General features: G+C 42.9%; 18 protein-coding genes. 10 read left to right on the forward strand and 8 right to left on the reverse strand.

Annotated elements, in window-relative coordinates:
- Position 1: 1 nt before the first annotated feature.
- The 5 genes from OCU87_RS17545 to OCU87_RS17565 are packed head-to-tail and all read right to left on the reverse strand — an operon-like array spanning position 2 to position 5,450.
- Complete coding sequence (locus tag OCU87_RS17545) at positions 2 to 2,026, reverse strand: vWA domain-containing protein (protein ID WP_261858951.1); 2,025 nt, start codon at positions 2,024 to 2,026, stop codon at positions 2 to 4.
- On the reverse strand, positions 2,019 to 2,984 hold the full coding sequence (locus OCU87_RS17550) for a vWA domain-containing protein (RefSeq protein ID WP_062691475.1): 966 nt from the start codon (positions 2,982 to 2,984) through the stop codon (positions 2,019 to 2,021). The genes OCU87_RS17545 and OCU87_RS17550 overlap by 8 nt, the downstream gene beginning before the upstream one ends.
- A complete protein-coding gene (locus OCU87_RS17555) occupies positions 2,977 to 3,516 on the reverse strand; it encodes a DUF4381 domain-containing protein (RefSeq protein WP_261858952.1) in 540 nt (179 codons plus the stop codon). The genes OCU87_RS17550 and OCU87_RS17555 overlap by 8 nt, the downstream gene beginning before the upstream one ends.
- A 3-nt stretch (positions 3,517 to 3,519) precedes the next feature.
- Positions 3,520 to 4,497 (reverse strand): DUF58 domain-containing protein, encoded by a 978-nt coding sequence (locus OCU87_RS17560; protein ID WP_261858953.1) that lies wholly within the window; start codon positions 4,495 to 4,497, stop codon positions 3,520 to 3,522.
- Positions 4,494 to 5,450 carry an AAA family ATPase gene (locus tag OCU87_RS17565; protein ID WP_062691471.1) on the reverse strand — a complete coding sequence of 319 codons (957 nt, stop codon included), beginning with the start codon at positions 5,448 to 5,450 and terminating at the stop codon, positions 4,494 to 4,496. Before OCU87_RS17565 ends, OCU87_RS17560 begins: the two co-directional genes overlap by 4 nt.
- Before the next feature lie 796 nt (positions 5,451 to 6,246).
- On the opposite strand from OCU87_RS17565, the gene OCU87_RS17570 reads away from it, so the two are divergent.
- The 4 genes from OCU87_RS17570 to phaC all read left to right on the forward strand — a co-directional run bounded on the left by OCU87_RS17570 (position 6,247) and on the right by phaC (position 10,559).
- Positions 6,247 to 6,987, forward strand: a complete 741-nt coding sequence (locus tag OCU87_RS17570) for an SDR family oxidoreductase (protein WP_062691469.1) — start codon at positions 6,247 to 6,249, stop codon at positions 6,985 to 6,987.
- A gap of 35 nt (positions 6,988 to 7,022) precedes the next feature.
- Positions 7,023 to 8,228: an acetyl-CoA C-acetyltransferase gene (locus tag OCU87_RS17575; protein ID WP_094957774.1), complete on the forward strand. Its 1,206-nt coding sequence runs from the start codon at positions 7,023 to 7,025 to the stop codon at positions 8,226 to 8,228.
- A gap of 81 nt (positions 8,229 to 8,309) precedes the next feature.
- On the forward strand, positions 8,310 to 8,660 hold the full coding sequence (locus tag OCU87_RS17580) for a phasin family protein (protein WP_062691465.1): 351 nt from the start codon (positions 8,310 to 8,312) through the stop codon (positions 8,658 to 8,660).
- Between the two features lie 66 nt (positions 8,661 to 8,726).
- Positions 8,727 to 10,559 carry a class I poly(R)-hydroxyalkanoic acid synthase gene (phaC, locus tag OCU87_RS17585; protein WP_261858954.1) on the forward strand — a complete coding sequence of 611 codons (1,833 nt, stop codon included), beginning with the start codon at positions 8,727 to 8,729 and terminating at the stop codon, positions 10,557 to 10,559.
- A 79-nt stretch (positions 10,560 to 10,638) separates the two neighbouring features.
- Here phaC and OCU87_RS17590 read toward each other — a convergent pair whose 3' ends face one another.
- Positions 10,639 to 11,868 carry a response regulator gene (locus tag OCU87_RS17590; protein ID WP_261858955.1) on the reverse strand — a complete coding sequence of 410 codons (1,230 nt, stop codon included), beginning with the start codon at positions 11,866 to 11,868 and terminating at the stop codon, positions 10,639 to 10,641.
- Between the two features lie 369 nt (positions 11,869 to 12,237).
- Between OCU87_RS17590 and OCU87_RS17595 the strand changes: the two genes are divergently transcribed.
- Complete coding sequence (locus tag OCU87_RS17595; protein ID WP_083540999.1) at positions 12,238 to 12,825, forward strand: putative hemolysin; 588 nt, start codon at positions 12,238 to 12,240, stop codon at positions 12,823 to 12,825.
- Positions 12,826 to 13,226: 401 nt separating this feature from the next.
- Here OCU87_RS17595 and OCU87_RS17600 read toward each other — a convergent pair whose 3' ends face one another.
- The gene (locus OCU87_RS17600; protein ID WP_261858956.1) at positions 13,227 to 17,180 is read right to left on the reverse strand and encodes an AsmA family protein; all 3,954 of its coding nucleotides are present in this window, start codon (positions 17,178 to 17,180) and stop codon (positions 13,227 to 13,229) included.
- A 475-nt stretch (positions 17,181 to 17,655) separates the two neighbouring features.
- Between OCU87_RS17600 and OCU87_RS17605 the strand changes: the two genes are divergently transcribed.
- Genes OCU87_RS17605 through OCU87_RS17615 form a run of 3 tightly spaced genes read left to right on the forward strand, consistent with a single transcriptional unit; the run spans position 17,656 to position 20,322 of the window.
- A complete protein-coding gene (locus OCU87_RS17605; RefSeq protein ID WP_261858957.1) occupies positions 17,656 to 18,465 on the forward strand; it encodes a metal ABC transporter ATP-binding protein in 810 nt (269 codons plus the stop codon).
- The gene (locus OCU87_RS17610; RefSeq protein WP_062691459.1) at positions 18,462 to 19,325 is read left to right on the forward strand and encodes a metal ABC transporter permease; all 864 of its coding nucleotides are present in this window, start codon (positions 18,462 to 18,464) and stop codon (positions 19,323 to 19,325) included. The genes OCU87_RS17605 and OCU87_RS17610 overlap by 4 nt, the downstream gene beginning before the upstream one ends.
- 16 nt (positions 19,326 to 19,341) lie before the next feature.
- Positions 19,342 to 20,322, forward strand: a complete 981-nt coding sequence (locus OCU87_RS17615) for a metal ABC transporter substrate-binding protein (protein ID WP_261858958.1) — start codon at positions 19,342 to 19,344, stop codon at positions 20,320 to 20,322.
- A gap of 109 nt (positions 20,323 to 20,431) precedes the next feature.
- On the opposite strand, the gene OCU87_RS17620 is transcribed toward OCU87_RS17615, so the two are convergent.
- On the reverse strand, positions 20,432 to 22,126 hold the full coding sequence (locus tag OCU87_RS17620; RefSeq protein ID WP_094957768.1) for an AMP-binding protein: 1,695 nt from the start codon (positions 22,124 to 22,126) through the stop codon (positions 20,432 to 20,434).
- Positions 22,127 to 22,540: 414 nt separating this feature from the next.
- On the opposite strand from OCU87_RS17620, the gene OCU87_RS17625 reads away from it, so the two are divergent.
- On the forward strand, positions 22,541 to 23,248 hold the full coding sequence (locus OCU87_RS17625) for a L,D-transpeptidase family protein (protein WP_062691455.1): 708 nt from the start codon (positions 22,541 to 22,543) through the stop codon (positions 23,246 to 23,248).
- A 225-nt stretch (positions 23,249 to 23,473) separates the two neighbouring features.
- On the forward strand, positions 23,474 to 23,935 hold the full coding sequence (locus OCU87_RS17630; protein WP_062691453.1) for a TetR family transcriptional regulator: 462 nt from the start codon (positions 23,474 to 23,476) through the stop codon (positions 23,933 to 23,935).
- Positions 23,936 to 24,563: the final 628 nt, after the last annotated feature.

Below are 24,563 nucleotides of genomic sequence, written 5' to 3' on the forward strand. Positions count from 1 at the left end.
CTTACCATGAGTTCTCAGTTGCTTCAGGTGCCTCTTTTTGGCGGGCCTGCAAAATAATTTGAGCGCGGATCAAACCACCGGTGTCATCAGGAATTTGTTCTAGCTTCTTCAAAATAGGGTTACTGGCTGAGAGTGCGTTGTTTTTATCTCCCTTCTCGCCATTTTCCTTGTTGATCGATGCTTGTCCTTTTTTGGCTTGATCTTGCTTATCTGCACTTGTTGGTTGCTGTTTGCTTTGATCGCTTTTGCTTTCTTGGCGGCGAGCCGTTTGCTGATCATCGTTTTTATCATCTTGCTGATCCTTAGCCTTATTGGGTTGTGGCGAAGGTGGCGATGTAGAATTCTTTGATGATTGATTTGCTTGCTCGTGTTGGTTTTGATTAGCATTTTGCTGATTTTGCTGATTTTGCTGATTTTGCTGATTTTGCTGATTTTGCTGATTTTGCTGATTTTGCTGATTTTGCTGATTTTGCTGATTTTGCTGATTTTGCTGATTTTGCTGATTTTGCTGATTTTGCTGATTTTGCTGATTTTGCTGATTTTGCTGATTTGATTGATCATTCTTTTGTTGCTGTTGCTGTTGCTGTTGCTGTTGCTGTTGCTGTTGCTGTTGCTGTTGCTGTTGCTGTTGCTGTTGCTGTTGCTGTTGCTGTTGCTGTTGCTGTTGCTGTTGCTGTTGCTGTTGCTGTTGCTGTTGCTGTTGCTGTTGCTGTACTTGCTCAACAACTGAACGGTTTTTCTGTGCTTGAGCAAAATCAGGTTGCTGCTTCAGGGCTTGATCATAAGCTTTGATCGCTTCTTCATATTGACCGCTTTGCGCGTAAGCATTCCCTAAATTGTACTGAGATGTCGCATCATTGAGCGGAGCTAATGATTCTATGGCAGCAGGAAAGTCGCCGTTTTTATATTGGCTTGCACCTTGCCACGCTGGATCGGAAAAATGCTCTGCTGCTGCTGCGTAATCTTCCTGTTCGTACAATTTAATCCCTTGCTGATCACTTGTTTGCCATGGGCTTGCGTGAGCATCGTGAACAGGCAGTAGCACTAAAGGAACAGCCACTAGTAACCCGCGACGAAATCCGAATAAAGCGAATAAACAAATAGGGATGAGTAACCAAAAACCATTATTGATACGCTCATCGAGTGTTTTATCTTTGCTTTGATTGGCTTGCTGTAACGGTTTTCCTGTTAATGCAATTAATGCCTCGACATCGCGGTTATCATTCTGAGAAAGCTGCAATGTTCCTCCTGTTTGGCGAACAAGCGGCAACAAGGTATCAAGGTTCACTTTATCGATAACAGGTTGCCCATTTTTATCATTCAAAATACGTCCATCAGCCAGTTGGATGGGGGCACCTTGCTGGGTGCCAACGGCTAAAATAGATAAACGGAATTTATGCTGACTAAGCAGGGCGAGACTCTGTTCAGATTCTTTTTTACTTAGGCCATCAGTCACCAAAACAATATCGCCAACAGCGTGGCCTGCTTGCTTTAACAAGCTGATGGCTTCTTCTATACCGGTAGCGGCATTACTGCCTTGGATAGGGAGTAGCTCTGGCGATAAATGCGGGATTAAGCTCGCCAGTGTATTGCTGTCTTGTGTCAGTGGACTAACGATGTAGCCGTCTGCCGCGTATGTCACTAAGCCCGTACTACCTTCTTGCCAACCTGGCAGTAAATCTAATGCCTTGAAACGAGCTTGCGTGAGGCGATTAGGTGTAATATCAGTGGCATACATAGAGCGAGACATGTCCATGACCAATACGCGTGCACCTGAAATAGAGTAAGCGGGTACAGGCGATTTTTGCCAACTGGGACCCGCTAATGCCACGACGCTGATCAGCCAAACAAGCGCTAACCCATACGTAAACGGGGTATTGTTTTGCGGTGTGATACCAAAGTGCTTGGCCAGGTGTGGCGCAATTAAGCGTGTTTTCTGGCGTGATGAATGAAGCCACGGCAATAAGATTGCAAGTGGAATAAGTGCCAATAGCCAAAGTGGATGAAGAAGGGTGAAATCAGCCACGTGCCCTCCTAAAAATAACCAATAAACAAGAGAGAATGAATGCAAAAGCGAGTGGGTAACGGAATAGTTCATCCCTTGGTCGCCATGTTTGTTGTGCGGTGTTAATTGGCTCCATTTGATCAATTAACTGATAAATGTTGCTTAGTTCTTGTGGGTTACGAGCACGAAAATATTGGCCTCCCGTCATATCGGCGATGCGTGTTAGCATGGCTTCATCCAGATCTTGTGAAGGGTTAACAACCCGATTACTAAACAGCCCTTGTTGGATCATTTCTTCTGCGCCAACCCCCACGGTATATATCGTAACTTTACTTTCAGCTGCTAGTCTTGCTGCTTCTAAAGGCTCAATAACGCCAGCGGTATTTGCCCCGTCACTGAGTAAAACGATAACGCGCTGTGGTGCTTCACTATCAATGAACGTTTTGGTCGCTACACCTAAGCCTTCACCAATGGCGGTAGCCTGACCGATTAATCCCAGTACAGTACGATCTAGCTGTTGTTCAACGGTTTTACGGTCAAACGTGAGCGGCGTTTGTAAGTAAGCATGGTTCGCAAACAACACCAGCCCGAGGCGGTCGCCTTTGCGCTCTTTGATAAAATCAGTCAGTACATTCTTAACCGCAGTGAGGCGATCAATATTATTGCCTGAAGGCGTTACCATGTCTTCGATCGACATTGATCCTGATAGATCCACGGCAAGTAGCATGTCGCGGTGATCGGGGTTGATCTCGATCGGATCGCCGTACCAAACGGGGCGTGCAAGTGCTGCAATTAGCGCTATCCAGATCAACGACATGGTGATTAAGCCAAATTGACTGCGTTTTTGTTGCTGGCCTATACCCTCAGGAAGCTGAGGAAGAGTGACCGCGGCTTGCTGGTGGACGGGTTTCGCAAACCGATAGATAAGGTAGGGGAGTGGTAATAATAGACCTGCCCATAACCACGTAAACTCAAACACGGTTATTCTCCGTTTTTATTTCAGTACTGCTTAATCCAGCTTTTGGCTTGCTCTGTGATGGTGGAAGCGCATGGGTTAACCAAGTTTCAGCTAGACGGTAACATTGTTGATATTCTTCTGATGTGAGGCTGGTTTCAGAGAATAATCCGCGTTGCCAAACAGCTTCATTTTTAACGAATCCAATCAGAGAAGGCTTTGTAAATTGCTGGTCTAAAAAGAGCAACCAAGTATGGCCTGTCAGTGATGCGACATGCTGTCGCGGAAAATAGCTGAGGGCCGCTTGGCGAAGCAAGGTATTAAGATCACTTAACGATCCGTTGTGACGGTATGTCGCGAGCACTGCCAAAGCGGATTTTTGTGCTTTACGGTGCTGAAAATAACGATGAATGCCCCGTAGAGCTACAGCAATTGCGATCAATAATATGATGGCAAGCACCCACCAACCCCAAGCGAGTACCCACTGGCTTGGTGGTGGCGGTAAAACGATGTCTGCAAGAGGCAGTGTTGCTGTCGGCGTTGATTGTACTGACATAATTTATGACTCCCCTTTCTGTTGCCCTAGCTGCTGGAGCAAAGGTGAAGCTGCATCAAGGCTATACAGAGGAATGGCTAATGAATTAGCGAGTGTTTTGATCAGCTGTTGATGATGTAGAAATTGAGTGCTCAGCTGTTCTCGCGTATTTGTTGCCGAAAAATTCAACCAAACAGACTGTGTCTGATCGGCGACCTGCTCGGTGCCACGGAATGCCGTTATGCCTTGCTCTAATGGGTCATGGATTTGCACAAATTGGATACGATTGTGATGACGTAATCGACTTAATGACTGTTTATCATCTGCCTTGAGAGCATGGAAATCACTAACAATGATGATTTCGCTGCCTTTCGGGCATAAATGGCTGAGGTGGCGCAGTGCCGCAGAAAATCCAATCGCAGGGCTGGATGTTTCTTGGGCTGCATCATGAGGCTGAGTGTGGATATTGGTATTAATCTGTTGCTGACTCGCAATCAACTGATTAATAACGCGTAGTGCACCTTGTTGGCGGCCTGTTGGTTTTATTTCATGCAGTGTTTTACCGTTATAAACGATAGCCCCAATACGGTCTTGTTCTTTGATAGTCAGCCAGCAAAGTAGGCTGGCAAAGTGCGCAGCTTGTACTGATTTCAGCATCAGTTGAGAGCCAAACTGCATGCTACTACTAAGATCAATCAATAACATGACGGGTTGTTCACGTTCTTCGGTAAACAGCTTGGTATGTGTTTTTCCGGTACGCGCAGTTACGCGCCAATCAATGGTACGAATGTCATCACCAGCTTGGTACGGGCGGACTTCTGAAAAGTTCATCCCCCGGCCTTTTTGGCGGCTGCTGTGCTTCCCGTTTAAGTGTGACCAAATACTTTGTGCTGGGGCTAACCAGCGAACGGCCTGATCTTTATATTGCAGCAATTCTGCAAGGCAAAGATGAACGCCGTCACTGTGTGTCGGTAACACGTTGGCTGGGGTTGCTAACGTCATACGCTGGCAACCTGTGCAATTAACGTGGCGATAATGGTGTCTGGCTGAATGTTTTCAGCTTGTGCTTCATAGCTAAGTAATAAGCGATGACGCAGAACAGGGTAGGCCATTAGCTGTACATCTTCGGGTGTTACAAAATCACGGCCATTAAGCCAAGCATGAGCACGGGCGCAGCGATCTAATGCCAGTGTGGCGCGAGGGCTAACCCCCATTTGAAGCCAGTTATTAAGCTGATCACCGTAGCGTTCTGGTTGTCGTGTCGCCATGACTAAACGAATGATGTAATGCTCAATATCTTCAGCCATATAAGTACTTAATACGGCTTGTCGGGCTGCAAAGATGGTTTCTTCCGTGATATGAACAGCTTCTGGCTTTTCTAGACCTTGTGCTTCACCACGGTTTAACCGAAGGATCTCTAGCTCGCTGGCTTCACTCGGATAATCAACGTTTAGCTGCAACAAAAAACGGTCAAGTTGCGCTTCAGGTAGCGGGTAAGTGCCTTCTTGTTCTATCGGGTTTTGGGTTGCCATAACCAAAAATAAATCCGGCAGAGGGTAAGTATTACGTCCTGCGGTTATCTGTTTTTCTGCCATGGCTTCTAGCATCGCAGCTTGTACTTTTGCAGGGGCGCGGTTGATTTCATCCGCAAGGACCAAGGCATTAAAAATAGGCCCCGGCTGAAACGTGAACTCCCCTGTTTCTGGACGGAAAATATCGGTGCCTGTTAAATCGGAAGGCAAGAGATCGGGTGTAAATTGGATGCGATGGAAATCACCTTCAATACAGTCAGACAATACTTTTACCGCACGTGTTTTCGCAAGTCCTGGAGGCCCTTCCACTAAGATATGACCATCAGCGAGTAAGGCGATGAGCAGTTGTTTAACTAATGCGGGTTGACCAATAACTTGGCTTTCTAAGTATGTGTTAAGGCGTTGAAATGTATCTGCTAGCATGGAGTAGATTGTCCTTGTTGATAGACAAAATAGGTTTAATACCTGATATGACTAAATAAAATGGAATAAGTTCGAGAAATAAAGACTAAATTAAGTACTTTAAATCTTCTTTCTGCGTTTTGTCTAACGCTTCCTTGTTTGCTCACGTACCAATTTCGCCTCATGGCATCGCTCTCTCGTCTAATTTGATGCCAGACCGACAACGATGCTTCTGCATTACATAATCCTAATCGTTGTGTGCAAGAGTGATAGTTGCAGCTAAATGTCTTGCCTACGATTCATTTCAATCTTGATAATTCAATTATTAGTGCTGCATTGAAGCTAATGAGAAATCTGTTGTTAGCGGGAGTCATTACTGTACGCATTCTCTCTTCCTTTGTGCATGAGTGCTTTCTTCGTTTCGGCTTTGAATAAAATTTTCTTTATAAATAATAGCTTAACTTTTATTCACTCTATTAGTGCGTGATATACCTAGAAATAAAACATCATTTCAACGTATCTGTTACGTCTGTGTGTTTTATTGATAGAAAACATAAGTGTGATTCTATTCAGGTATATTGGTACGACCATTCATGCTGTGTGTTGATATCTATATGACTCTGTGCTCTTATAATAAATATGCAACAAATGCATCACGGAAGTGTATTTAAATAGCTCTAGGATATTGGTAACTCAATAGAAAACGTAAACGTAAATTTGGTTGGCAGAAATATACCTAGCGTTGGCGTGCGAGTTTTATTTTACTTGTATATCAGTAGTGTATGTTCTCATTAAGAGCGGAAAGGAGTCGGTTTTCATGGCAAAGAAGGCATTAGTTACAGGTGCTAAAGGTGGTATTGGTTCATCTATTACAGATGGTTTAGTTGCAGCAGGTTTTCGTGTGATTGCAACATACTTCCCAACAAATGAAGCGTGTGCAAAGAAATGGTTCAAAGCGAATAATTATTCCGATGACCAAGTGCGCTTACTTCCGTTGGATGTAACGGATTCCGCATATTGCGAAGAAGCACTTGCAACATTATTGCAAGAAGAAGGCAACATTGATGTCTTGGTAAATAATGCAGGTATTACACGCGATACAACGTTCAAGCGTATGACGGCTCAGCAATGGAATGAGGTTATCAATACGAATTTGAATAGCTTATTTAATGTGACACAACCACTGTTTGCTTCTATGTGTGAACACGGTAATGCACGCATTATTAACATCACCTCGGTTAATGGTTTAAAAGGCCAATTTGGTCAAGCTAACTATTCGGCTGCTAAAGCCGGCATGATTGGTTTTACAAAAGCCCTTGCCGCAGAAGGTGCACGTTCAGGCGTGACAGTAAATGCCATTGCACCGGGTTATACGGGAACACCTATGGTTGAAGCTATTCGTGAAGAAGTGCTTGATGGAATTAAAGCTGAAATTCCAATGAAGCGTTTAGCAAAACCTGAAGAAATTGCTTCAGCAGTGACTTTCCTAGCCAGTGAACAGGCCGCATACATTACGGGTGAGACCTTGAATGTCAATGGCGGTTTGTACATGCACTAAGTGCACCTCTTTTAATGGAATAAAGGAATTTGGAAATGGCAAAAGTATTTATTGTTGCAGCAAAACGTACCCCAATTGGTAGCTTTAATGGTGCACTAAAGTCAGTTTCTCCAGCACATTTGGGGGCTGTAGCAATTAAGGCGGCAGTTGAACAAGCAAATGTTAACCCCGCGAACCTTGATGAAGTCATCGTTGGTAACGTTGTGGGGGCGGGTCAAGGGATGGGACCTGGCCGACAAGCTGCTTTGTTCGCAGGTATTCCTAATGAAGTGCCAGCTTATAGCTTAAATATGGTCTGTGGTAGTGGGATGAAAACTGTCATGGATGCCGCTGCGCATATCAAAGCTGGTGATGCAGATCTTGTGGTCGCTGCGGGTGCTGAAAGCATGTCGCAAATTCCATTTTGTGTCTCGTCGAAAGTTCGCGATGGCCAAAAAATGGGTAATCTTGAAATGACCGATTTGCTGATTGCAGATGGTCTAACGGATGTGTTCAATAACTATCACATGGGTGTTACGGCTGAAAATGTGGTGGCAAAAGTTGGCTTGACGCGTGAGCAACAAGATAACTTCGCATTGGCAAGTCAGCAACGCGCTGTTGCAGCGATAGAGCAGGGCACGTTTAAAGACGAAATAGCGGCAGTTGAAGTAACGGTACGCCGTAAAACATCGATTGTTGATACCGATGAGTACCCAAAAGCCGATGCAAGTATTGAAAGCCTTGCGAATTTACGCCCTGCTTTTAATAAAGAAGGTTCAGTAACGGCAGGTAACGCTTCTGGCATCAATGATGGTGGTAGTGCGATTATCGTTGCCTCTGAAGCTGCAGTTAAAAAATATAATTTAACCCCGCTTGCTGAAATTGAAAGTTATGCGCAAGCAGGTGTTGCGCCTGAAGTGATGGGCCTTGGTCCCGTTCCCGCAGTGATTAAAGCGCTGAAGAAAGCTGAATTATCGATTGATCAAATTGGGCTATTTGAATTCAACGAAGCATTTGCTGGTCAAGCTCTCGGTGTGCTGCATGAGCTTGCTGATGAGCTTGATGTGAAAGTAGAAGACATTGCTGAGCGCTCGAATGTGAATGGTGGCGCAATTGCACTTGGCCATCCACTTGGTGCTTCGGGTAACCGAATTATTGTCAGCTTGCTTCATGAAATGCGTCGTCGTAATACAGAATATGGCCTCGCAACTTTGTGTGTCGGTGGTGGTATGGGTACTGCCATTGTCTTGAAAAGTGTTTAACCAATGATACGTACTGGCGAATAGTGACATGGCTAATGATACTTGCCGCCGGCTTATTACTTAAAAATTAAGGATACAAACATGTATACGGAAATGTTCAAATCGTTCTCAGATCAAACAGAGAAAACACTGGCACCATACGTGAAATTCAATAAGCTTTTCACGAAAAATGTTGAAGATATTACCGAGCTACAACTAGCAGCCGTTCGTGCATACAGTGACCTTGGCTTGTCTCAACTAAAGGCGGTTGGTGAAGTTAAAGACGTACAATCTCTAACGGCTTTTAATGGTCAACAACTTGAAACGTTGACTAAGTTGTCTCAGCAACTTATGGAAGACAGCAATAAATTTCAGTCTATTGCTCAAGAATTCAAAACGGATGTTGAAGAGCTTGTCGCTGAAAATGTACAACAAGCAACACCAACAGCGTAAATAAATGACCGTAATGCCGCCTTTTTTAAAGGCGGCATTTTTTAGTCCATAAACGAGGTCATTATCATGGATCAAAACTTCTTTTCGGACTACTTTGCCAAGCTCCAAGAGATGAATCAGCTGTGGTGGAAAGAATTGGATTCTGGCAAGGCAGCCATTAATACTCCCCTTAATAAAGCACTCAATGAAGTCAATCTTGACGACGCAACACAACTAATTGAGAAAGCCTCTGCACAACCTGCTGCGCTTGCAGCTGTGCAGATGAATTGGTGGGAAAACCAAATGAAAATTTGGCAGAACATTACCATGAATGCGGGTGATGGAGATGCCGCAGTAAAACCTGCAAAAGATGACAAACGCTTTAGTGATCCCGCATGGGAAAACGAAGCATTTTATAATTACATCAAGCAGTCTTATTTGCTTTATAGCAACACGATGCAAGAAAGCATCGATGCCATTGAAGGGCTAGATGAAAAGACCAAGGAGCGACTAAGCTTCTTTTCTCGTCAAGCTATCAATGCGCTATCACCAACAAATTTCGTAACAACTAACCCTGAATTGATGAAGTTAACTGTTGAAAGTAACGGTGAGAACTTGATCAAAGGGATGGAGTTACTTCAGGAAGACATTCAATCAAGTGCTGATGTGCTTAAAATTCGGATGACGAATGATAGCGCATTTGAACTGGGAACGAATGTTGCGAATACGGCGGGTGAGGTCGTGTTCAAAAATGATTTGTTTGAGTTGATTCAATACAAGCCATTAACCGAACAAGTTAACGCTACCCCATTACTTATCGTACCGCCGTTTATCAACAAGTATTACATTCTTGATCTTCGTGAGAAGAATTCAATGGTGCGCTGGTTGGTAGAGCAAGGCCATACGGTATTTATGATGTCTTGGCGTAATCCTGATGCATCTATGATTGATGTTGATTTTGAGCATTATGTATTAGATGGCACGTTAAAAGCCATTGATGCAGTTGCAGACATTACAGGTGAAAAGCAAATCAATACGGCGGGTTACTGCATAGGTGGTAGCTTATTAGCGACCACATTAGCGTACTACTCCGCTAAACGTATGCGTAACCGTGTGAAGTCAGCAACCTTCTTTACTACTTTGCTTGATTTCTCTCAGCCAGGTGAGATTGGTGCTTACATCAATGACCCTATCATCTCGGCCATTGAAGCAGAGAACCTGTCGAAAGGTTACATGGATGGTCGATCGCTAAGTGTGACATTTAGCTTGCTGCGTGAAAACAGCTTGTATTGGAACTACTACATTAACAATTACCTTAAAGGTAATAGCCCAATCGATTTTGATTTACTGTATTGGAATGGTGATAGTACCAATGTGGCGGCGTCTTGCCATAATACGTTACTGCGTAAGTTCTACTTAGAGAACAAGCTTGTTGATCCGAAAGGTATACAAGTTGGCGGCGTAAATATCGATCTTAGCAAGATTAAGGTGCCAACTTACTTTATCTCTACGATTGAAGATCATATCGCGCTTTGGCAGGGCACATACCGTGGTTCACGTAATTTAAGCGGTAAATCGACGTTTGTTTTAGGTGAGTCTGGCCACATTGCTGGTATTGTGAATCACCCAGCGAAGAACAAGTACGGCTATTGGCTGAATGATGATCTTGGTGATGATCCTGAAGCATGGTTGAAAGGTGCTGAGCGACAAGATGGTTCTTGGTGGACTCATTGGGATCAGTGGTTAGATAGCTTTACTGAAGCTGAGCCTGTTGATGCACGCCCTATGGGTAATGATAACTACCCAGGATTGATGCCTGCTCCTGGTATTTATGTGAAGCAGACTCTACCTGTTGAGCTCGATAACTTAGCTGAGAAAGCGCAAGACGTTGAAGCACAACACGCTGTGGAAAATGATTAGTCTTTAAAAGAAATAGTGCAGAGTGAAAGCTAAGTTGTATTAAATCGGTAAAAGCCAGTTGATTACTCAACTGGCTTTTTTATACGTACTGCTCTTTAACAATGCAGTTTCGGCCTTGCGATTTAGCCTTGTATAAGCACTCATCTGCGCGTCGTAATAAATCGTGAATGTTACTTTCCGCAGCAACAACACCTGTACTGACAGTATATTTAATCTTATTACTCAGGATTGTTAATTCAGAACTCGCAATTTCGTTTGTCATTGCTTCCAAACGCTGTTCAAAAATATGTGGAGAGTTACCGTAAAGAATACAGAACTCTTCGCCACCGAAACGTGAAACTAACGCATCGGGGAAATAGTTTTTTAATATGGTTGCGAGTTCAATCAAGACCATGTCACCGATATGGTGACCAAAGCTATCGTTAATGGCTTTAAAGTTATCGATGTCAATCAGTGCTAAGCATCGTGGTGATTGATGATTCTTACTCATTGGGTGGTCGAAGAAATAACGACGATTCCACGTCTGTGTTAAGTAATCTTGATTGGCGAGATGGTATAACCGACGCTCTGAATCCAGAATGTTTAATGTGCTATGTAAGCGACAGTAGAACTCTTCCTGATTAAATGGCTTGGTTAAAAAATCGTTTGCGCCAGCTTTTAAAAATTTCGCGGTCAACGAGGCCTCATCACTGCCAGACAAGCCAATGATAGCTAACTTGTTCAAACTGTATCTTTTGCGCAACTCTTTGACTAAACTTACGCCATCACGTTCAGGCATCGCATAATCGGTGATAACGAGGCTGATCTCACTGTCTTTTTGCATGACTTCTAAGGCATGCTCACCATTTTTCGCTTCAATAACATTGAGGTATTGGCGTTCTAATAAACTACGGGTGTATTTGCGTGCAGTGATGGAGTCATCAACGAGCAGTACCTTATGGCTACTGTTTTTTGCTAAACGGTTCAGAATAGGAATGATAGATGCAATGCAGCTTGGGCTGTCTTTGGGAATATAGTCGATAACGGTTTTAGCTAACACTTTCTCACGTGTCATTTCATCCATCATCGCAGTTAAGACGATAACTTTTATGCCTACAGATAAGCAAACATCAATGATTTCACCATCTTGTCCGTCGGGCAGACAATAATCAAGAATAGCGCAAAGAAAGTCGGTGTTTTGGTCAAGTACTTGCTCGGCCTCGGCAATGGTTTCAGCAAAAACAGGTAAGAAGCCAGCTTGCCTTAATTCAGATTCGATGGCTCGGCGAAAAGGTCGACTATCTTCCACTACTAATATTTTTTGTTCCATTTACCACAACCTACTCGTGCTTAACCATTTCTTGGCTAATTTAGGCGCAATATTATGAGTGAAAACGAATACAGATACAAATATAGTTCATGCCCAAAACGCATACTTACTAGGCCTTATTGACTAAAAATCACATAGAATGTCTAATTTTTTGTACTTCGTTCCATAACTCACAGTTTCTTGTTAAATAAGAGCGTAAATTTTGAAGCGATAATGCTGACTGTTTCAATACATAGGGTTTAGGTTATTACCCTAGGTAATATGGTTTGACATCAACTTAAATACCCGTAAGGTACAACATCAAACGATGGTCATTAAAATGACGTTTGATTATTGACCGTAAACAACACAGCGATAGGATTTTTACTCATGAAAAAAACACTATTAGTCGCCTTATTGGCAGCCGTAGGGCTAACGGCGTGCTCTGAAGCTGAAAAACCACAAGAAAATCAGCCATCAATGGCAAACCCTGCCTCTGAATTCTGTGTTGAACAGGGTGGAGCGGTGGTTATTAAAGATGAGGAAAGCGGCCAAGTTGGTTATTGTAAACTAAGTGACGGTCGCTTGGTTGAAGAGTGGGCATTCATGAACGAACAAGATAAAGATACAGCTGATCAGCCAATTGGTATGGCAAACCCATCAGCCGTTTTCTGTGAAGAGCAGGGCGGTACTTATATCAACAAAGATGGTGAGAATGGCCAAGTTGGCTTTTGTCAGCTAACTGACGGTACCGAAGTTGAGGCATGGGAGTATTTCCGAGAGAACAATGAAGAAGGTCAAGCGGCGTTGATTGGCATGGCCAATCCAGCTTCTGTATTTTGTGAAGAGCAGGGTGGTGAGAGCTTTATTAGCGAAAACGCAGATGGTCAATTTGGTCAATGTAAACTGCCTGACGGTACTGTTGTTGATTCGTGGGAGTATTACCGCGCAGAACATAAAGACGACACCCAAAAATAAGAAACCTATCGATTCGCTCTTTATCCCAATGTGCTGAATCGTTATCTTGAATGTTGGAAAGCCGCTAACTTACTTGCCAGTAAGTAGCGGCTTTTGTGTTGATAGTCGCTCACTTAGTGGCTGTTGAAGCATTACCTAGCTCATAGACTAATGGTATGAGTATTACTGTCCGAAGTTGTATTTAATGTGACCGATTAAATGCAGTGCTGTATCGGGTGCATGCATCGATACTGCTCTATTTAATCCAGCTAGCTTTAAGTTTATGCGTTTTCGTTGAGTCGAATTTATTGTGTTTGAGACGAAAAAGCCCAAACCTATGCGGTTTGGGCTTGGTAGTTAGGATGCCAATGTCGAGTCAACGATAGTAAGGGTTTACTCTACTGATATGTGTCTTGACGTCACTATTGCTTACCTTGCCAAATGAGCTCACAGGTCTTGCTTCCATCACGCTCTAATGGTTTTTCAATTAGCCAGCGTATAGGTGAAATGACTGGGCTGGTGGTAAAACGCACTGATGTTTCAAAAATAGCAGACAGCGGAACATTCAAATCAAAGTCATCAAATTGACCATGTACTTCGATTGGCGTTTGTAAGCTGAAGATTTGGGCTTTCTTCGACTGCGGTCGTAGGTAGAGATCAAAACTACGATCTTGGTATGACGCATCAAATTTACCATTCACTTGAATACGCGTGGTATCGAGCAACATATTCCGTTGTTTGATATTACCATCACGGATATCAACCCCCGCAGCAACACAGTTCAGTACCGAGTTATTTTCATCGGTAAAGCTCGGTAAGATGGCGTCGGTTAGGTTCACTGCCCACAGGTCAATCAGGTCGGCTTCAAATGCCTCTGGCCAAGCGGCAAAACCAATAAAACCGTTGGCATTTCTCATCAAGGTATCTGGTGAATTGGCAAGGCTTGTCAGTGAGAATTGTGTACTGATTTTACCTGACATATCCGTATCGTTTTGAATGCGACGGGCTAGAACACCATAGTTGAAATTGTCCACTTTACCTTGCAAGTCAATATCGAACATATCACCACGCGCTTTGATTTTTGCATTAATGGCAACATCGCCCCCGGGTAATTTGACGTGCAAGGGTTCAAGCACTAAATGTCCGTTTTGGAGGTTTAGATGAAGTGAACCCGCACCCAACCAATCTTTACCCGATCGTACTTCATTGACGGCAACTGTGAGATCACCATTGAGCCAGTTTAAGCCTTCAGGGCTAATAACAGGGGATGGCTGGTTTTTAGTATCTGGTGGCGTTTGAGCGCTTTCCTCTGTCGACGCATGATTTTCGTCTAGCCATGCTTGCCAATTACCGACTTGGAAGTCATCTAATTGGATAAAAGGGGCGGTTAAAGCAATACGAACATCTGGCTTGTTATATTTACCCTGAGGTTGAAGGTCGCCATACCCTGTTAATTGGCTCTCGCTGACTTTGATTAATAAATCGCGGAAACGGTAGCCATTTTCATCTGATGCTAACTGGGCTTTTAAGGTAATAGGGCCATAGGGTGGAAGTGCCACACCTGTAAAGTGGTTAAGGCGATCGAGATTAGGTATCTCAGCCTGTAAGTTGAGTGCTAATTTTTTGAAGTCTAGCGGCAACGCCAATTCAGACTTGGCGTTAAATTGCATATCACCAATGGATAAGGCCATAGAAGCTGGCAGTGTTTTACGGCCATCATTGGCTTGTTTTAACGAAACCGAAGACAGCAAAAGGTTCACAGGGCGTTCAGCTACATTACCTTGTAAGGATAAGGTGGTGTTGGTTGTCGGCCCTGTTGCAAACTGTCCTTGTGCTAAGTACACATCCAAGGCTTTACCTGTGTAAATATCTGAAAGCAGTAATTGACCGCCTGTTAGCTGTGCATTTATTTTTGCCATTTCCATTAGCTCTAGCACAGTGCGGCCTGATAAGTGGATCGCTAACTTGGCTTGATCTAGCGTCATACCAAGATCATTGGTAATGCTGAGGTTCTGGGCTATTTGACCTATGTTTGGTTTATTAACAACAAGGTTGAGCTGAGAATTAATGGTGGCAGCATTTATATTTAGTGAGATGTCACCGTTATACTGACTGCCCGCATAGCGCATTTTAAATGGCGAAGAGGGCATGTTGCCGTTGCGCATTTTCCCATTAAAAGCAATATCCGATAGCTGCTGATCTGCCCATACCAGTGTGTCGACCGCAAAATCTACATCAGCATCAATTATAACGATATCATCGCTGAGTAGTGGAATTGTGAGGTTTGCACCTTGGGTTGGAATGGTTTGTTCAACCTCTGGTAATTCGTCATCATTAATGAATTGGCCAAACTGAGTGAAATCCAATCGAGAGAATTGCCCACTGATAGCTGCCCACTGATTATCGGGCTCAGGGCGCCATTTAAGCGCGATCTGACCATGGCTATTCATGAGGGTAAGTTCATTCATTAACAAAGCAATAAGCCCATCTTGGTAACTGAGCTTACCTTCGATAGCGATAGGGCCAGAGACCAGAGCTTGCGTGCCTAGCCATGGGCTTAATGCGCTAGCATCATTGCCTTTTATCGATAGCGAAAAGTGGCTGCCTTCTTGCCAGTTAGTTTGTACTAACATACCTTTTGCGCGAGCCGTTAATACTGGGCTTTTAAACTCAAATTGAGTTGGCCAGTCTCGGCGTTCGATAATATCGGCGAGTGTCCCTGCCTGTGCAGTAATATGCGCTGGAATACCCATTAACTCACCTTGAATCGATGATTTAAAAGGTAGATGCATTCCTGCATGAAGCCGTGCGTTATCAATACTAAAGGTTGCGGCTTTGGCCCAATTTACTTTTGCTTGATCAATTGTTAGTGCGATTTCACTGTTGTCGAGCCACTCACTTAACTTGGTGCCAGATGTTTTAACCTGTAGTTTTGCATCTTCAAGGTGCCCTTTTGCAGCGTAGATCCCTGTTAACCAGCGCGCCATTTCACCGAGAGATGAATCAGATGCGCCTAGTTGAATCTCTACATTGGATGTCCACTCTGTAGCATCAATCGTTGCGTTACCACGGAAAGGAACAAGTGCAATATCGGCTGTCATCGGAGCCGATAATTTACCGGCTTCACCTTCTACATTCAGCGATAGATTTTCGACGCTTGTGCCTAAACCTTTTATTTCACCTATATGAATACCAAGTTTTGTGGTGGTTTCAATCAACCATTTATCTAGTGCTTGCTGCAACGGTGATTTTTGTGGGGGAGCGCTTGAGTATGCCATCATCATTTGTGGTTCAGGTTCTGGCTGTAACCAAGGGCGAAGATCAATCACTGGGATGTCTAGCTGACCATCAATGAAGTTATGCTTACCTAATTCAATAGCAAAGTGACCATCCGCTGATGTTATCGGGCTACGTAGCTTTACATCATTCACAAATAAGTGTTTTGCTGATGCTGAAAGGTTGGTGCTGATAGAGAGTGGGGCAACGTGCTTAACATCTAAACCCAGTAAGTCTTCAATAGGCTGAGTGTCTTGCCAGTCAAGTTTGACACTTGCTGTTGAATCACCGGCTTGTGGTGGTTGTAAGCTAGCATCAATAGCCAGTTTAGCGCCAGCAAATGCGCCTTGAATAGAAACGTTACCTGTTTGCTGGTTAATGATGTCTTCTAAATCACCATCCAGTGTCAAATTGTATTGCTGGCCTAGCGCATAACCTTGAGTGACGAGATGCCATTGATCGTTTTGTTGCTGTAAATCAAGACTCTCGAGTTGCCAGTCAATGTAGCTACCTTGCGATTGATCATCGTAAACAAGGTTGATGTTTTTGGCGGTGATACGATCACCAATACTAAGATTAAAGCTCAACGGGTCTTTGTTAGTGCTTACTTGCGCCGTATCGCTTGTTTGAATGGCATCGAACTGCCAATTTTCCTTGCCTTCGTAATCTTTAAAGAGCAGTACACTGATATCACTGAGCGTTACATAGTCAATGGATAATGTGTTTTGTAATAGGGGAAGTACGTTAATTTTGGCCGAAATATGGCCAGAGGTCAGCATAGGTTGCCAAGAGACAGCTTCAACATTGGCGATTTCAACTTGATTCACGTTGATCTCAGGGCTAAAGCCAATAAGCAATTCAATATCGCCAGAAATACGCGTATCACGATGAAGGTTATCGGTAAGGGTTTGAGCAATGCGATCGCGATAAGGCATAAGGTCGACCTTGATACCAACAGTCAACGCAATGATGAGCGCAAGAATGACGATACTGAAGGTAATGACCAGCCAAGTGCATAGGCGGCGCAACCATGATTTTTTCTCTGGTTTGCTGTTGGTGATAGCGGCTTTTTTCTCAGGAGAACTATTGGCTGAAGTCATGGCTTAGGCTTGGTCTTTTATGAAATTGTGTATGTTGTTTTATTGGCGTGAAAGATAACATGTTTATGGTGATTTCGGTAGGTTAGCGCAAGGTTTGTGTTAGGGCACTCTAATGAATTTTGTGACTAAATATTATAGATGCCTCTTATGCGTAACGAACGTTACGCAGGTTGATATCACGTTGAGCTATTGGCGGGAGGTTTTAGTTACATAGCTTGGTTTGGCAAAAGTTTAAATGCGATTAATTCTAAACAACTAGGCATGGTTGGAATTGTTATGTTATATTATAACGAAGTCTGGTTTTGTTCATTAGATGCAGATCGAACTCTGATGAGCAGCTGAAGAAATAGTTAAGAAGAATGAAATCGAATAATCAACCTCAAGTTACCGATAATAATTGTGATGATATAACATTCGCTTGCGAGCGATTTTCCTTATTGCTTACAAGTGTGCCTATCCGTTTATTCGGAGTGACTTGTGGTATCAGCTTGATGTGGTTGATGCTGTCTTTACTACTGAAATAATCCCACTTAATAGTTTTAATTCAATGATATTAATAGATAATTTATCAGTTTGTTATCGTAATGAACTGGCGCTTGACTGCGTGTCTGCAAAGATTGAAAGCGGAGAGCTACTCGCGGTGGTTGGCCCTAATGGGGCTGGTAAGTCTACGTTACTTAAAGCGATCATGAATCAGCTCAAGCCGAGTGATGGCGCCATTTTTCTTGGACGGCATAGTTTGAAAGATATCGCTTACTTACCGCAGAGCAGCGAAATCGATAAACAATTCCCAATCACAGTACGTGAGTTTGTTGCTGCTGGTGCTTGGCGACGTTTGAGTTTTTGGCGGGCATTTAGTCGTCAAGAAAATGCAAAAATGTATCAAGCAATCGAAACCGTTGGTTTGCTGGGTATGGAAGAACGTCAAATCAGTGCGCTATCAGGTGGGCAATTTCAGCGTATGTTATTTGCCCGAATGCTAGTGCAAGATGCAGATGTTTTGTTATTAGATGAGCCATTCAACGCTATCGATGTACAAACCATTGAAGATTTAATGCAAGTGATCAGCGGCTGTCAGCAAGCGGGCAAAACGGTAGTCGCGGTCATTCATGATTTGGCATTAGTACAGCGATATTTTCCGCAAGTGATGTTAGTAGCAACCAAAATGATCGCCAAAGGTGAAGCTAACGAAGTATTAGCTTCCGCCAACTTGATTGCAGCTGGATACCAACATTTAGCTCAAAACCCGATGGAACAACCTTTAAATAAAAGCCAAGCCGCATGAGTACTGAATTTTACACCTTATTTATTGAACCCTTTTCCGATTTCTCTTTCATGCAGCGCGCATTGTGGGGATGTATTGTGCTGAGTTTAAGCGCAACCCCGATTGGTGTCTTTCTGACGTTACGTCGAATGAGCCTTACCGGTGATGCAATGGCGCACGCTATTTTGCCTGGAGCGGCCATCGGATTTTTGATTTCAGGCTTATCAGTTTCTGCGATGACAATTGGTGGCGTTGTTGCTGGGTGTATTGTTGCGGTTTTAGCGGGCATTGTGGCACGGCATTCCCATGCTGAAGAAGATTCGAGCATGGCGGCTTTTTATCTTCTTTCATTAGCAACGGGCGTCCTGATTATCTCATCAAAAGGCAGCAATGTTGATTTGTTACACGTGCTTTTTGGATCAACGTTGGCACTGAACGATGAAGCGCTGATTTTATTGACCTCGATAGCAACCATTTCAATGTTAATGCTGGCCATTTTATATCGACCAATCGTAATGGAATGTGTTGATCCTGCTTTTTTCAGAACGGTGAGTAAATTAAGTTCTGTTGCCCATTACAGCTTTTTACTCTTGGTCGTGTTGAACCTAGTTGCAGGTTTCCACGCTTTAGGGACGTTAATGGCGGTCGGCTTAATGATTTTACCTGCTGCGATTGCACGTTTTTGGACGGCTCGTTTGGGTGTAATGCTGGTTATTGCTTTTTTTGCCTCTGTAGTGAGTTGTTACTTCGGTCTGTTTTTATCGTATCACGCCAGTCTGGCAACCAGCCCAGCTATCGTCTTGGTATTGGGTGGAATGTATATCGTGTCGTTACTAATAGGACGTCATGGCGGCTTATTGCTGAAGCAATTTGCAAATTAATAATAAGGAGAGGTAAATGTCTAAAGCAACGTTCGCAGTTTCAATGATTGCGCTTGGGCTTGGTTGTAGTTCAGCAGTAATGGCCGATACAAAAGTTCCTGTTGTTACCAGTTTTTCTGTGTTGGGTGATCTTGTTCAACAAGTAGGTGGCGACCATGTTGCTATTACTAACTTAGTTAAAGCAAATGGTGATGCACACGTATATAACCCAGCACCTTTAGACGCGAAGGCAATTGCATCAGCACAGCTAGTCGTGATGAATGGGCTTGAGTTTGAAGGTTGGATGCCTCGTTTATTGGAGTCGTCTAATTTTAAGGGTAACAAAGTGTTAGCCGCTGACGGTATCGATACAATTAAAGGCCATAGTTGCTCTTGTGGCGGTCACGGCCATCATGATGACCATGACCATGACCATGACCATGACCATGACCATGACCATGACCATGACCACGACCACGGTCATGCCCATGGTGAGTTTGACCCGCATTCATGGCATAGCATCAAAAATGTGAAAGTCTATGTGAAAAATATCGAGAAGGGCCTAACAAAGGTTGATCCAGCTAACGCTGACGATTACCAACGAAATGCAGCTCTGTATATCCAGAAACTGGATAAACTCGATGTTAAGTTACATAAAAAAATCGCATTAATTCCAGAAGGAAAACGTAAAGTCATAACGCCACATGCTGCCTTTGCTTATATGGCGAGAGATTACAAGATCGATTTTCATGCACCACAAGGTACAAGCACGGAATCAGAGGCGAGTGCAGGGGATGTGGCTAAGATTATTAAGCAAATCCGTAGTGAAGGTATTAAAGCGGTATTTGTTGAAAACATCTCTGATAACCGTTTAATTGAACAAATCAGTCGTGAAACCGATGCTAAGATCGGTGGTCAGTTATATTCAGATGCGCTTTCAGAACCAACAGGTCCTGCACCGACGTATTTAAAAATGATGGAATACAATGTAGATACTATAGTGAATGCGTTGAAGTAAGTATTCACTATGTGAGTTAAAAGGCATATTGCCTGACTACAATAAAAAGCCAACCTATTAAACAGGTTGGCTTTTTTAAAGAGACATTATTGAGAGGTAATATCGACGATTACTCTTCCCATTGCACCAACTGGCCTTTTGGCCATTCATTACCAATCTCTTGATAACGTTTCTCTAGAATATGACGTTTAATTTTAAGCGTCGGGGTAAGCACACCGTTTTCGATACTCCAGGGTTCTTTGATCATCAATACGCCCTTGATCTTCGCATGAGATTCAAGTTCTTGGTTGATGACTTCAATCACATGGTGGACCTTTTTCTCATAGCGTTTGCGATCAAAGTTCGGGAACTCGTGGGGAATGGCTAATAAAACCGGTGCTGGCATACCAGAGCCAACTAAGCACATCAGCTCAACATTACTTAACTCGAACAGACGTTTCTCAATTGGAACTGGAGAAACGAACTTTCCTTTTGCTGTTTTGAATGTATCTTTCTTGCGGCCTTCAATGGTGACATAGCCTTCATCATCTACAGAGCCGATGTCACCTGTATATAGCCACCCGTCTTTATCAAAGCATTCTTTGCTGGCTTCTTCATTTTTGTAGTAGCCAGAGAAAAGTCCTTCGCTTCGAACCAAAATCTCTTCGTCGGCTGCAATTTTAATCTCTACCCCAGGACCTGGGTTCCCGACTGAACCAATTTTATCGCTGCGGAATGGGTGATTTAGTGTGCTGTAGGCAAAAGACTCTGTCATGCCCCAAGCTTCAGTGATATGTAGCCCGATACGTTCATACCAACGCAGTAACGCAGGGGAGACGGGCGCAGAACCACAACCTAATACGCGTGCTTTATCAAGGCCAAGTCCATCGGCTAACTTACGCTTAATTACCCCTGAAATGAATGGGATTTTTAGCAAGAAGTCGAGTTTACGTTGTGGCAATTTATCCTGAATACGTTGCTGGAATAGCGTCCATAAACGAGGAACTGAAATAAACAGCGTTGGTCGGTGCATCTTCACATCATCAATGAAAGTATCAAGTGACTCAGGGAAGGCGACTTGCATGCCGGCCATAACGGAAGAACCGAAAATGTAGACACGTTCAGTAATGTGCGCGAGTGGTAAGTAAGAGAATAGGCGTTCGCCATCTTGCATACCGATATGATCAATCAAACGTTGCGAAGACCATGCAAACGCCCCAAAGCTAAGCATGGCACCTTTTGGTAAGCCAGATGTACCAGAGGTGTACACAATCGACATAAGATCATCGTTTTCATACGTTGGACGTTCGGCTGATGGTTCGTGCTGTTCTACCAGCGTATTGAACTGGTACTGACAAGGCGGTGTACTGTCATAGTTAAAACCAATAGTAATAACATCGGGAAGGTGGCTACAAACGGACTTAATGGCTTTGCTATCGTCGAGCTTACCGATGATTAATACTTTAGATTCACTGTGTGTAACGCAATGCTCGATTGTTTCTGCACCTGCTGTAGGAAAAACAGGAACACTGATGTAGCTACCAAGCATCATGGCTAAGTCACAAATAAACCACTCAGCACAGTTTTTGGAAGCAAGAGCGACACGATCACCGGGTTGAATACCTAAGTCACGCAGTGCACTGACAAGTCTTAGCGCTTTATCGGCTACATCAGCATAAGAATAATCAACAAACTTACGGTTATTAATTTGGCGCAGGTAAATTTCGTCAGCACGCTCTTCTGCCCACTTTAAAATCATTTCATGGGGTAGAGGTTGAAGCATAGTGGTTTCCTTTAAACGATCAGCAGAGAGAGGTAAGGTCATACAAATTCATCCTTGTTTTGTTGCGTACTTGTTAAATCTAATGTCATGGTAACTGGTCGGTCAAGCTAATTATAGGATCCAGCTGCAAGATAATTGTAAAAAAAATGTTTAATAGTGCGATAAATTGCTATTTTGAGAATTAGCCGATAAAAATGAATTTTAAAATTTCTTACGTATCGTTTTTACTGCAATTTCAATTTAATTAGGTGGTATTTTCTAATTTTAAGCTAGTTAAGTAGCGTTACGCTTTGGTGCATGGAGTAAGCTATTGATTATGTGCTGAGCTAGTCGAGTTAAAGAGGTAACTTTTTGTTATTTAACCATAACTCAGTGAATTGATTTTTCGAATGAAATGCTAAAGGTTGTGCGCTTTACTAACCAGTTAAGGTGGATAGGGAAGGATAGGTGAAAATAATGCTAAATCGCTTTATGCTCCGTGGGCTCCTTGCATGCACTTCTTTGGCTTGTGTTATTAGTCCTTCCGCATGGTCATACCAAGATTATCCTCCTCATGGAAGTCGCACTGTTGATGATGTACGTCATCGTTATTCTCCTATTATAGTGCCACGTTTAACACGTTTGTTTGCGCAATCTGGAGTGGCTTATCCACCTGAAAAATTAGGTTTATTTGCAATAAAGGAAGATGAAGCATTAGAGCTTTGGGCTAAACAAAAGGGACGTTGGTCTTATATCAAGCGTTACCCCGTGAAAAAACAAAGTGGTGAATTAGGCCCTAAGTTACGGGAGGGCGACAAACAAGTACCGGAAGGGATATACCAAGTTGTTGGTCTTAACCCGAATAGTCGTTTTCATTTATCAATGAAGTTGAATTATCCAAACCGTTTTGATCTTCAGCATGCCCAAGAAGAAAAGCGGTATAAACCTGGCTCAAATATTTTTATTCATGGTCGTGCATCATCGGTAGGGTGTCTGGCAATGGGTGATGTTGCCATAGAAGAGCTGTTTATCGCCGCTGAGGCCGTCGGAATCGAGAATATTGAGGTGGTCATCTCACCCACAGATCCGAGGAAGGGGCCTTTAATTGCCGCTAGCACATATCCACATTGGACAACGAATCTTTACCGTAATATAGAAGAAGCTGCTGTAAAGTTTGGTCGATAGTAGATATAAACGAAGGTAAGGTGTTTTTGGTTTGTGATGAAACTCGTATTTTTGTTTTTGAATTTTAAGTTTTCAGCGTTGATATTTGAATTGGCCTAAAAAAAACGAGCAGAAGACTGGTTAACGGAATAGCATTTTGTAATACTAAAGACATAACGGCGATATATATATCAACTAATCATCAAATTGCATGATTAGGCAAATACATTTTCAGAGTCATTCATTATGCCAAAGCGTAGCAAAGAAGATACAGAGATCACAATCCAAACCATTATGGATGCGGTTGTTGATCAACTGCTGACATTAGGTTACGACAAAATGTCATACACCACGTTAAGTAAGCAGACCGGCATTTCTCGTACTGGCATTAGCCATCACTTTCCTAAAAAATCGGATTTCGCGAATGCAATGGATGGGCGAATCTTTAAACTGTTCGTTGAAAAACTCGATCTTGAAAGTGATCTTGAAACTTTCGTAACTAGCTGGGTTGCGGCATTAGAAGATGAGAAGTTTCTAGCAATTCTGCGTCTACTTTTCCACCACATTGTCACTGCAGAAAGCTCGAATGAATTTGCGATGCGTGGTATTGAACGTTTATACCAACTTTGTAGCGATCGTTTTGGTGAAGACAGCATCAAAGAACTTGAATGGCTATTTGGTAAATCATTAATCATGATGGCTAAGTAGGCTCCAAAAAAAATAAAAGCGGTTCACTTCGGTGAGCCGTTTTTTTTGCCTAAAAAATCAGGTTATTTTCAATCTATTGCTCCTTTGGTTTTAGTTAATTGTTTGTCGTTGTTATTTTCCCGCATAAGGTGATTATGATCACGAAAAATAAACAGTCATCTATTCTGTAATTATATAGGGTGATATATTGTATATGTAATGGTTCTTTGCAATAGGGATATTGCTGATTAGGCTTAAATGACGTTAGGCGGGTAGATACCCGCTATTTTTTTGCCTGTACCTTTCGCATATCTACAAATACATGCTACGTACTTCAACTTGGGCATTAAGTTTGCCAACGTTCACTCTGCTTTTTAGCCCTTCATTGAGGCAATAGTGTAATAGTCTGAAATCATGCTTCATCGCCTGCCTGTGAGCTCATACCTAGTTGTTTTACCCATTTCATACCTATAGGTGTAATGTTGCATATTTGGTTTGGGTCATTCAAGACTACGAATAAAACGTCCTTCATTTCTATGTTTAAACAGGTGTTAGTAGCGATTAGAAGCGTTATGATGTCATCTTATCAATAAGCGCTTAGTTTAATATTGAATGTTTTAGCCGTGATTTATAAATTCAAGATTGAACT

Origin of the sequence: Photobacterium sanguinicancri (assembly GCF_024346675.1) — a bacterium.
GTDB lineage: Bacteria > Pseudomonadota > Gammaproteobacteria > Enterobacterales > Vibrionaceae > Photobacterium > Photobacterium sanguinicancri.

What these genes read in the sequence shown, in the direction of transcription:
- OCU87_RS17555 (WP_261858952.1), bottom strand. Translation starts at nt 3,516, where the DNA reads ATGTCAGTACAATCAACGCCGACAGCAACACTGCCTCTTGCAGACATC.
- OCU87_RS17560 (WP_261858953.1), bottom strand. Translation starts at nt 4,497, where the DNA reads ATGACGTTAGCAACCCCAGCCAACGTGTTACCGACACACAGTGACGGC.
- OCU87_RS17565 (WP_062691471.1), bottom strand. Translation starts at nt 5,450, where the DNA reads ATGCTAGCAGATACATTTCAACGCCTTAACACATACTTAGAAAGCCAA.
- OCU87_RS17570 (WP_062691469.1), top strand. Translation starts at nt 6,247, where the DNA reads ATGGCAAAGAAGGCATTAGTTACAGGTGCTAAAGGTGGTATTGGTTCA.
- OCU87_RS17575 (WP_094957774.1), top strand. Translation starts at nt 7,023, where the DNA reads ATGGCAAAAGTATTTATTGTTGCAGCAAAACGTACCCCAATTGGTAGC.
- OCU87_RS17580 (WP_062691465.1), top strand. Translation starts at nt 8,310, where the DNA reads ATGTATACGGAAATGTTCAAATCGTTCTCAGATCAAACAGAGAAAACA.
- phaC (WP_261858954.1), top strand. Translation starts at nt 8,727, where the DNA reads ATGGATCAAAACTTCTTTTCGGACTACTTTGCCAAGCTCCAAGAGATG.
- OCU87_RS17590 (WP_261858955.1), bottom strand. Translation starts at nt 11,868, where the DNA reads ATGGAACAAAAAATATTAGTAGTGGAAGATAGTCGACCTTTTCGCCGA.
- OCU87_RS17595 (WP_083540999.1), top strand. Translation starts at nt 12,238, where the DNA reads ATGAAAAAAACACTATTAGTCGCCTTATTGGCAGCCGTAGGGCTAACG.
- OCU87_RS17600 (WP_261858956.1), bottom strand. Translation starts at nt 17,180, where the DNA reads ATGACTTCAGCCAATAGTTCTCCTGAGAAAAAAGCCGCTATCACCAAC.
- OCU87_RS17610 (WP_062691459.1), top strand. Translation starts at nt 18,462, where the DNA reads ATGAGTACTGAATTTTACACCTTATTTATTGAACCCTTTTCCGATTTC.
- OCU87_RS17615 (WP_261858958.1), top strand. Translation starts at nt 19,342, where the DNA reads ATGTCTAAAGCAACGTTCGCAGTTTCAATGATTGCGCTTGGGCTTGGT.
- OCU87_RS17620 (WP_094957768.1), bottom strand. Translation starts at nt 22,126, where the DNA reads ATGACCTTACCTCTCTCTGCTGATCGTTTAAAGGAAACCACTATGCTT.
- OCU87_RS17625 (WP_062691455.1), top strand. Translation starts at nt 22,541, where the DNA reads ATGCTAAATCGCTTTATGCTCCGTGGGCTCCTTGCATGCACTTCTTTG.
- OCU87_RS17630 (WP_062691453.1), top strand. Translation starts at nt 23,474, where the DNA reads ATGCCAAAGCGTAGCAAAGAAGATACAGAGATCACAATCCAAACCATT.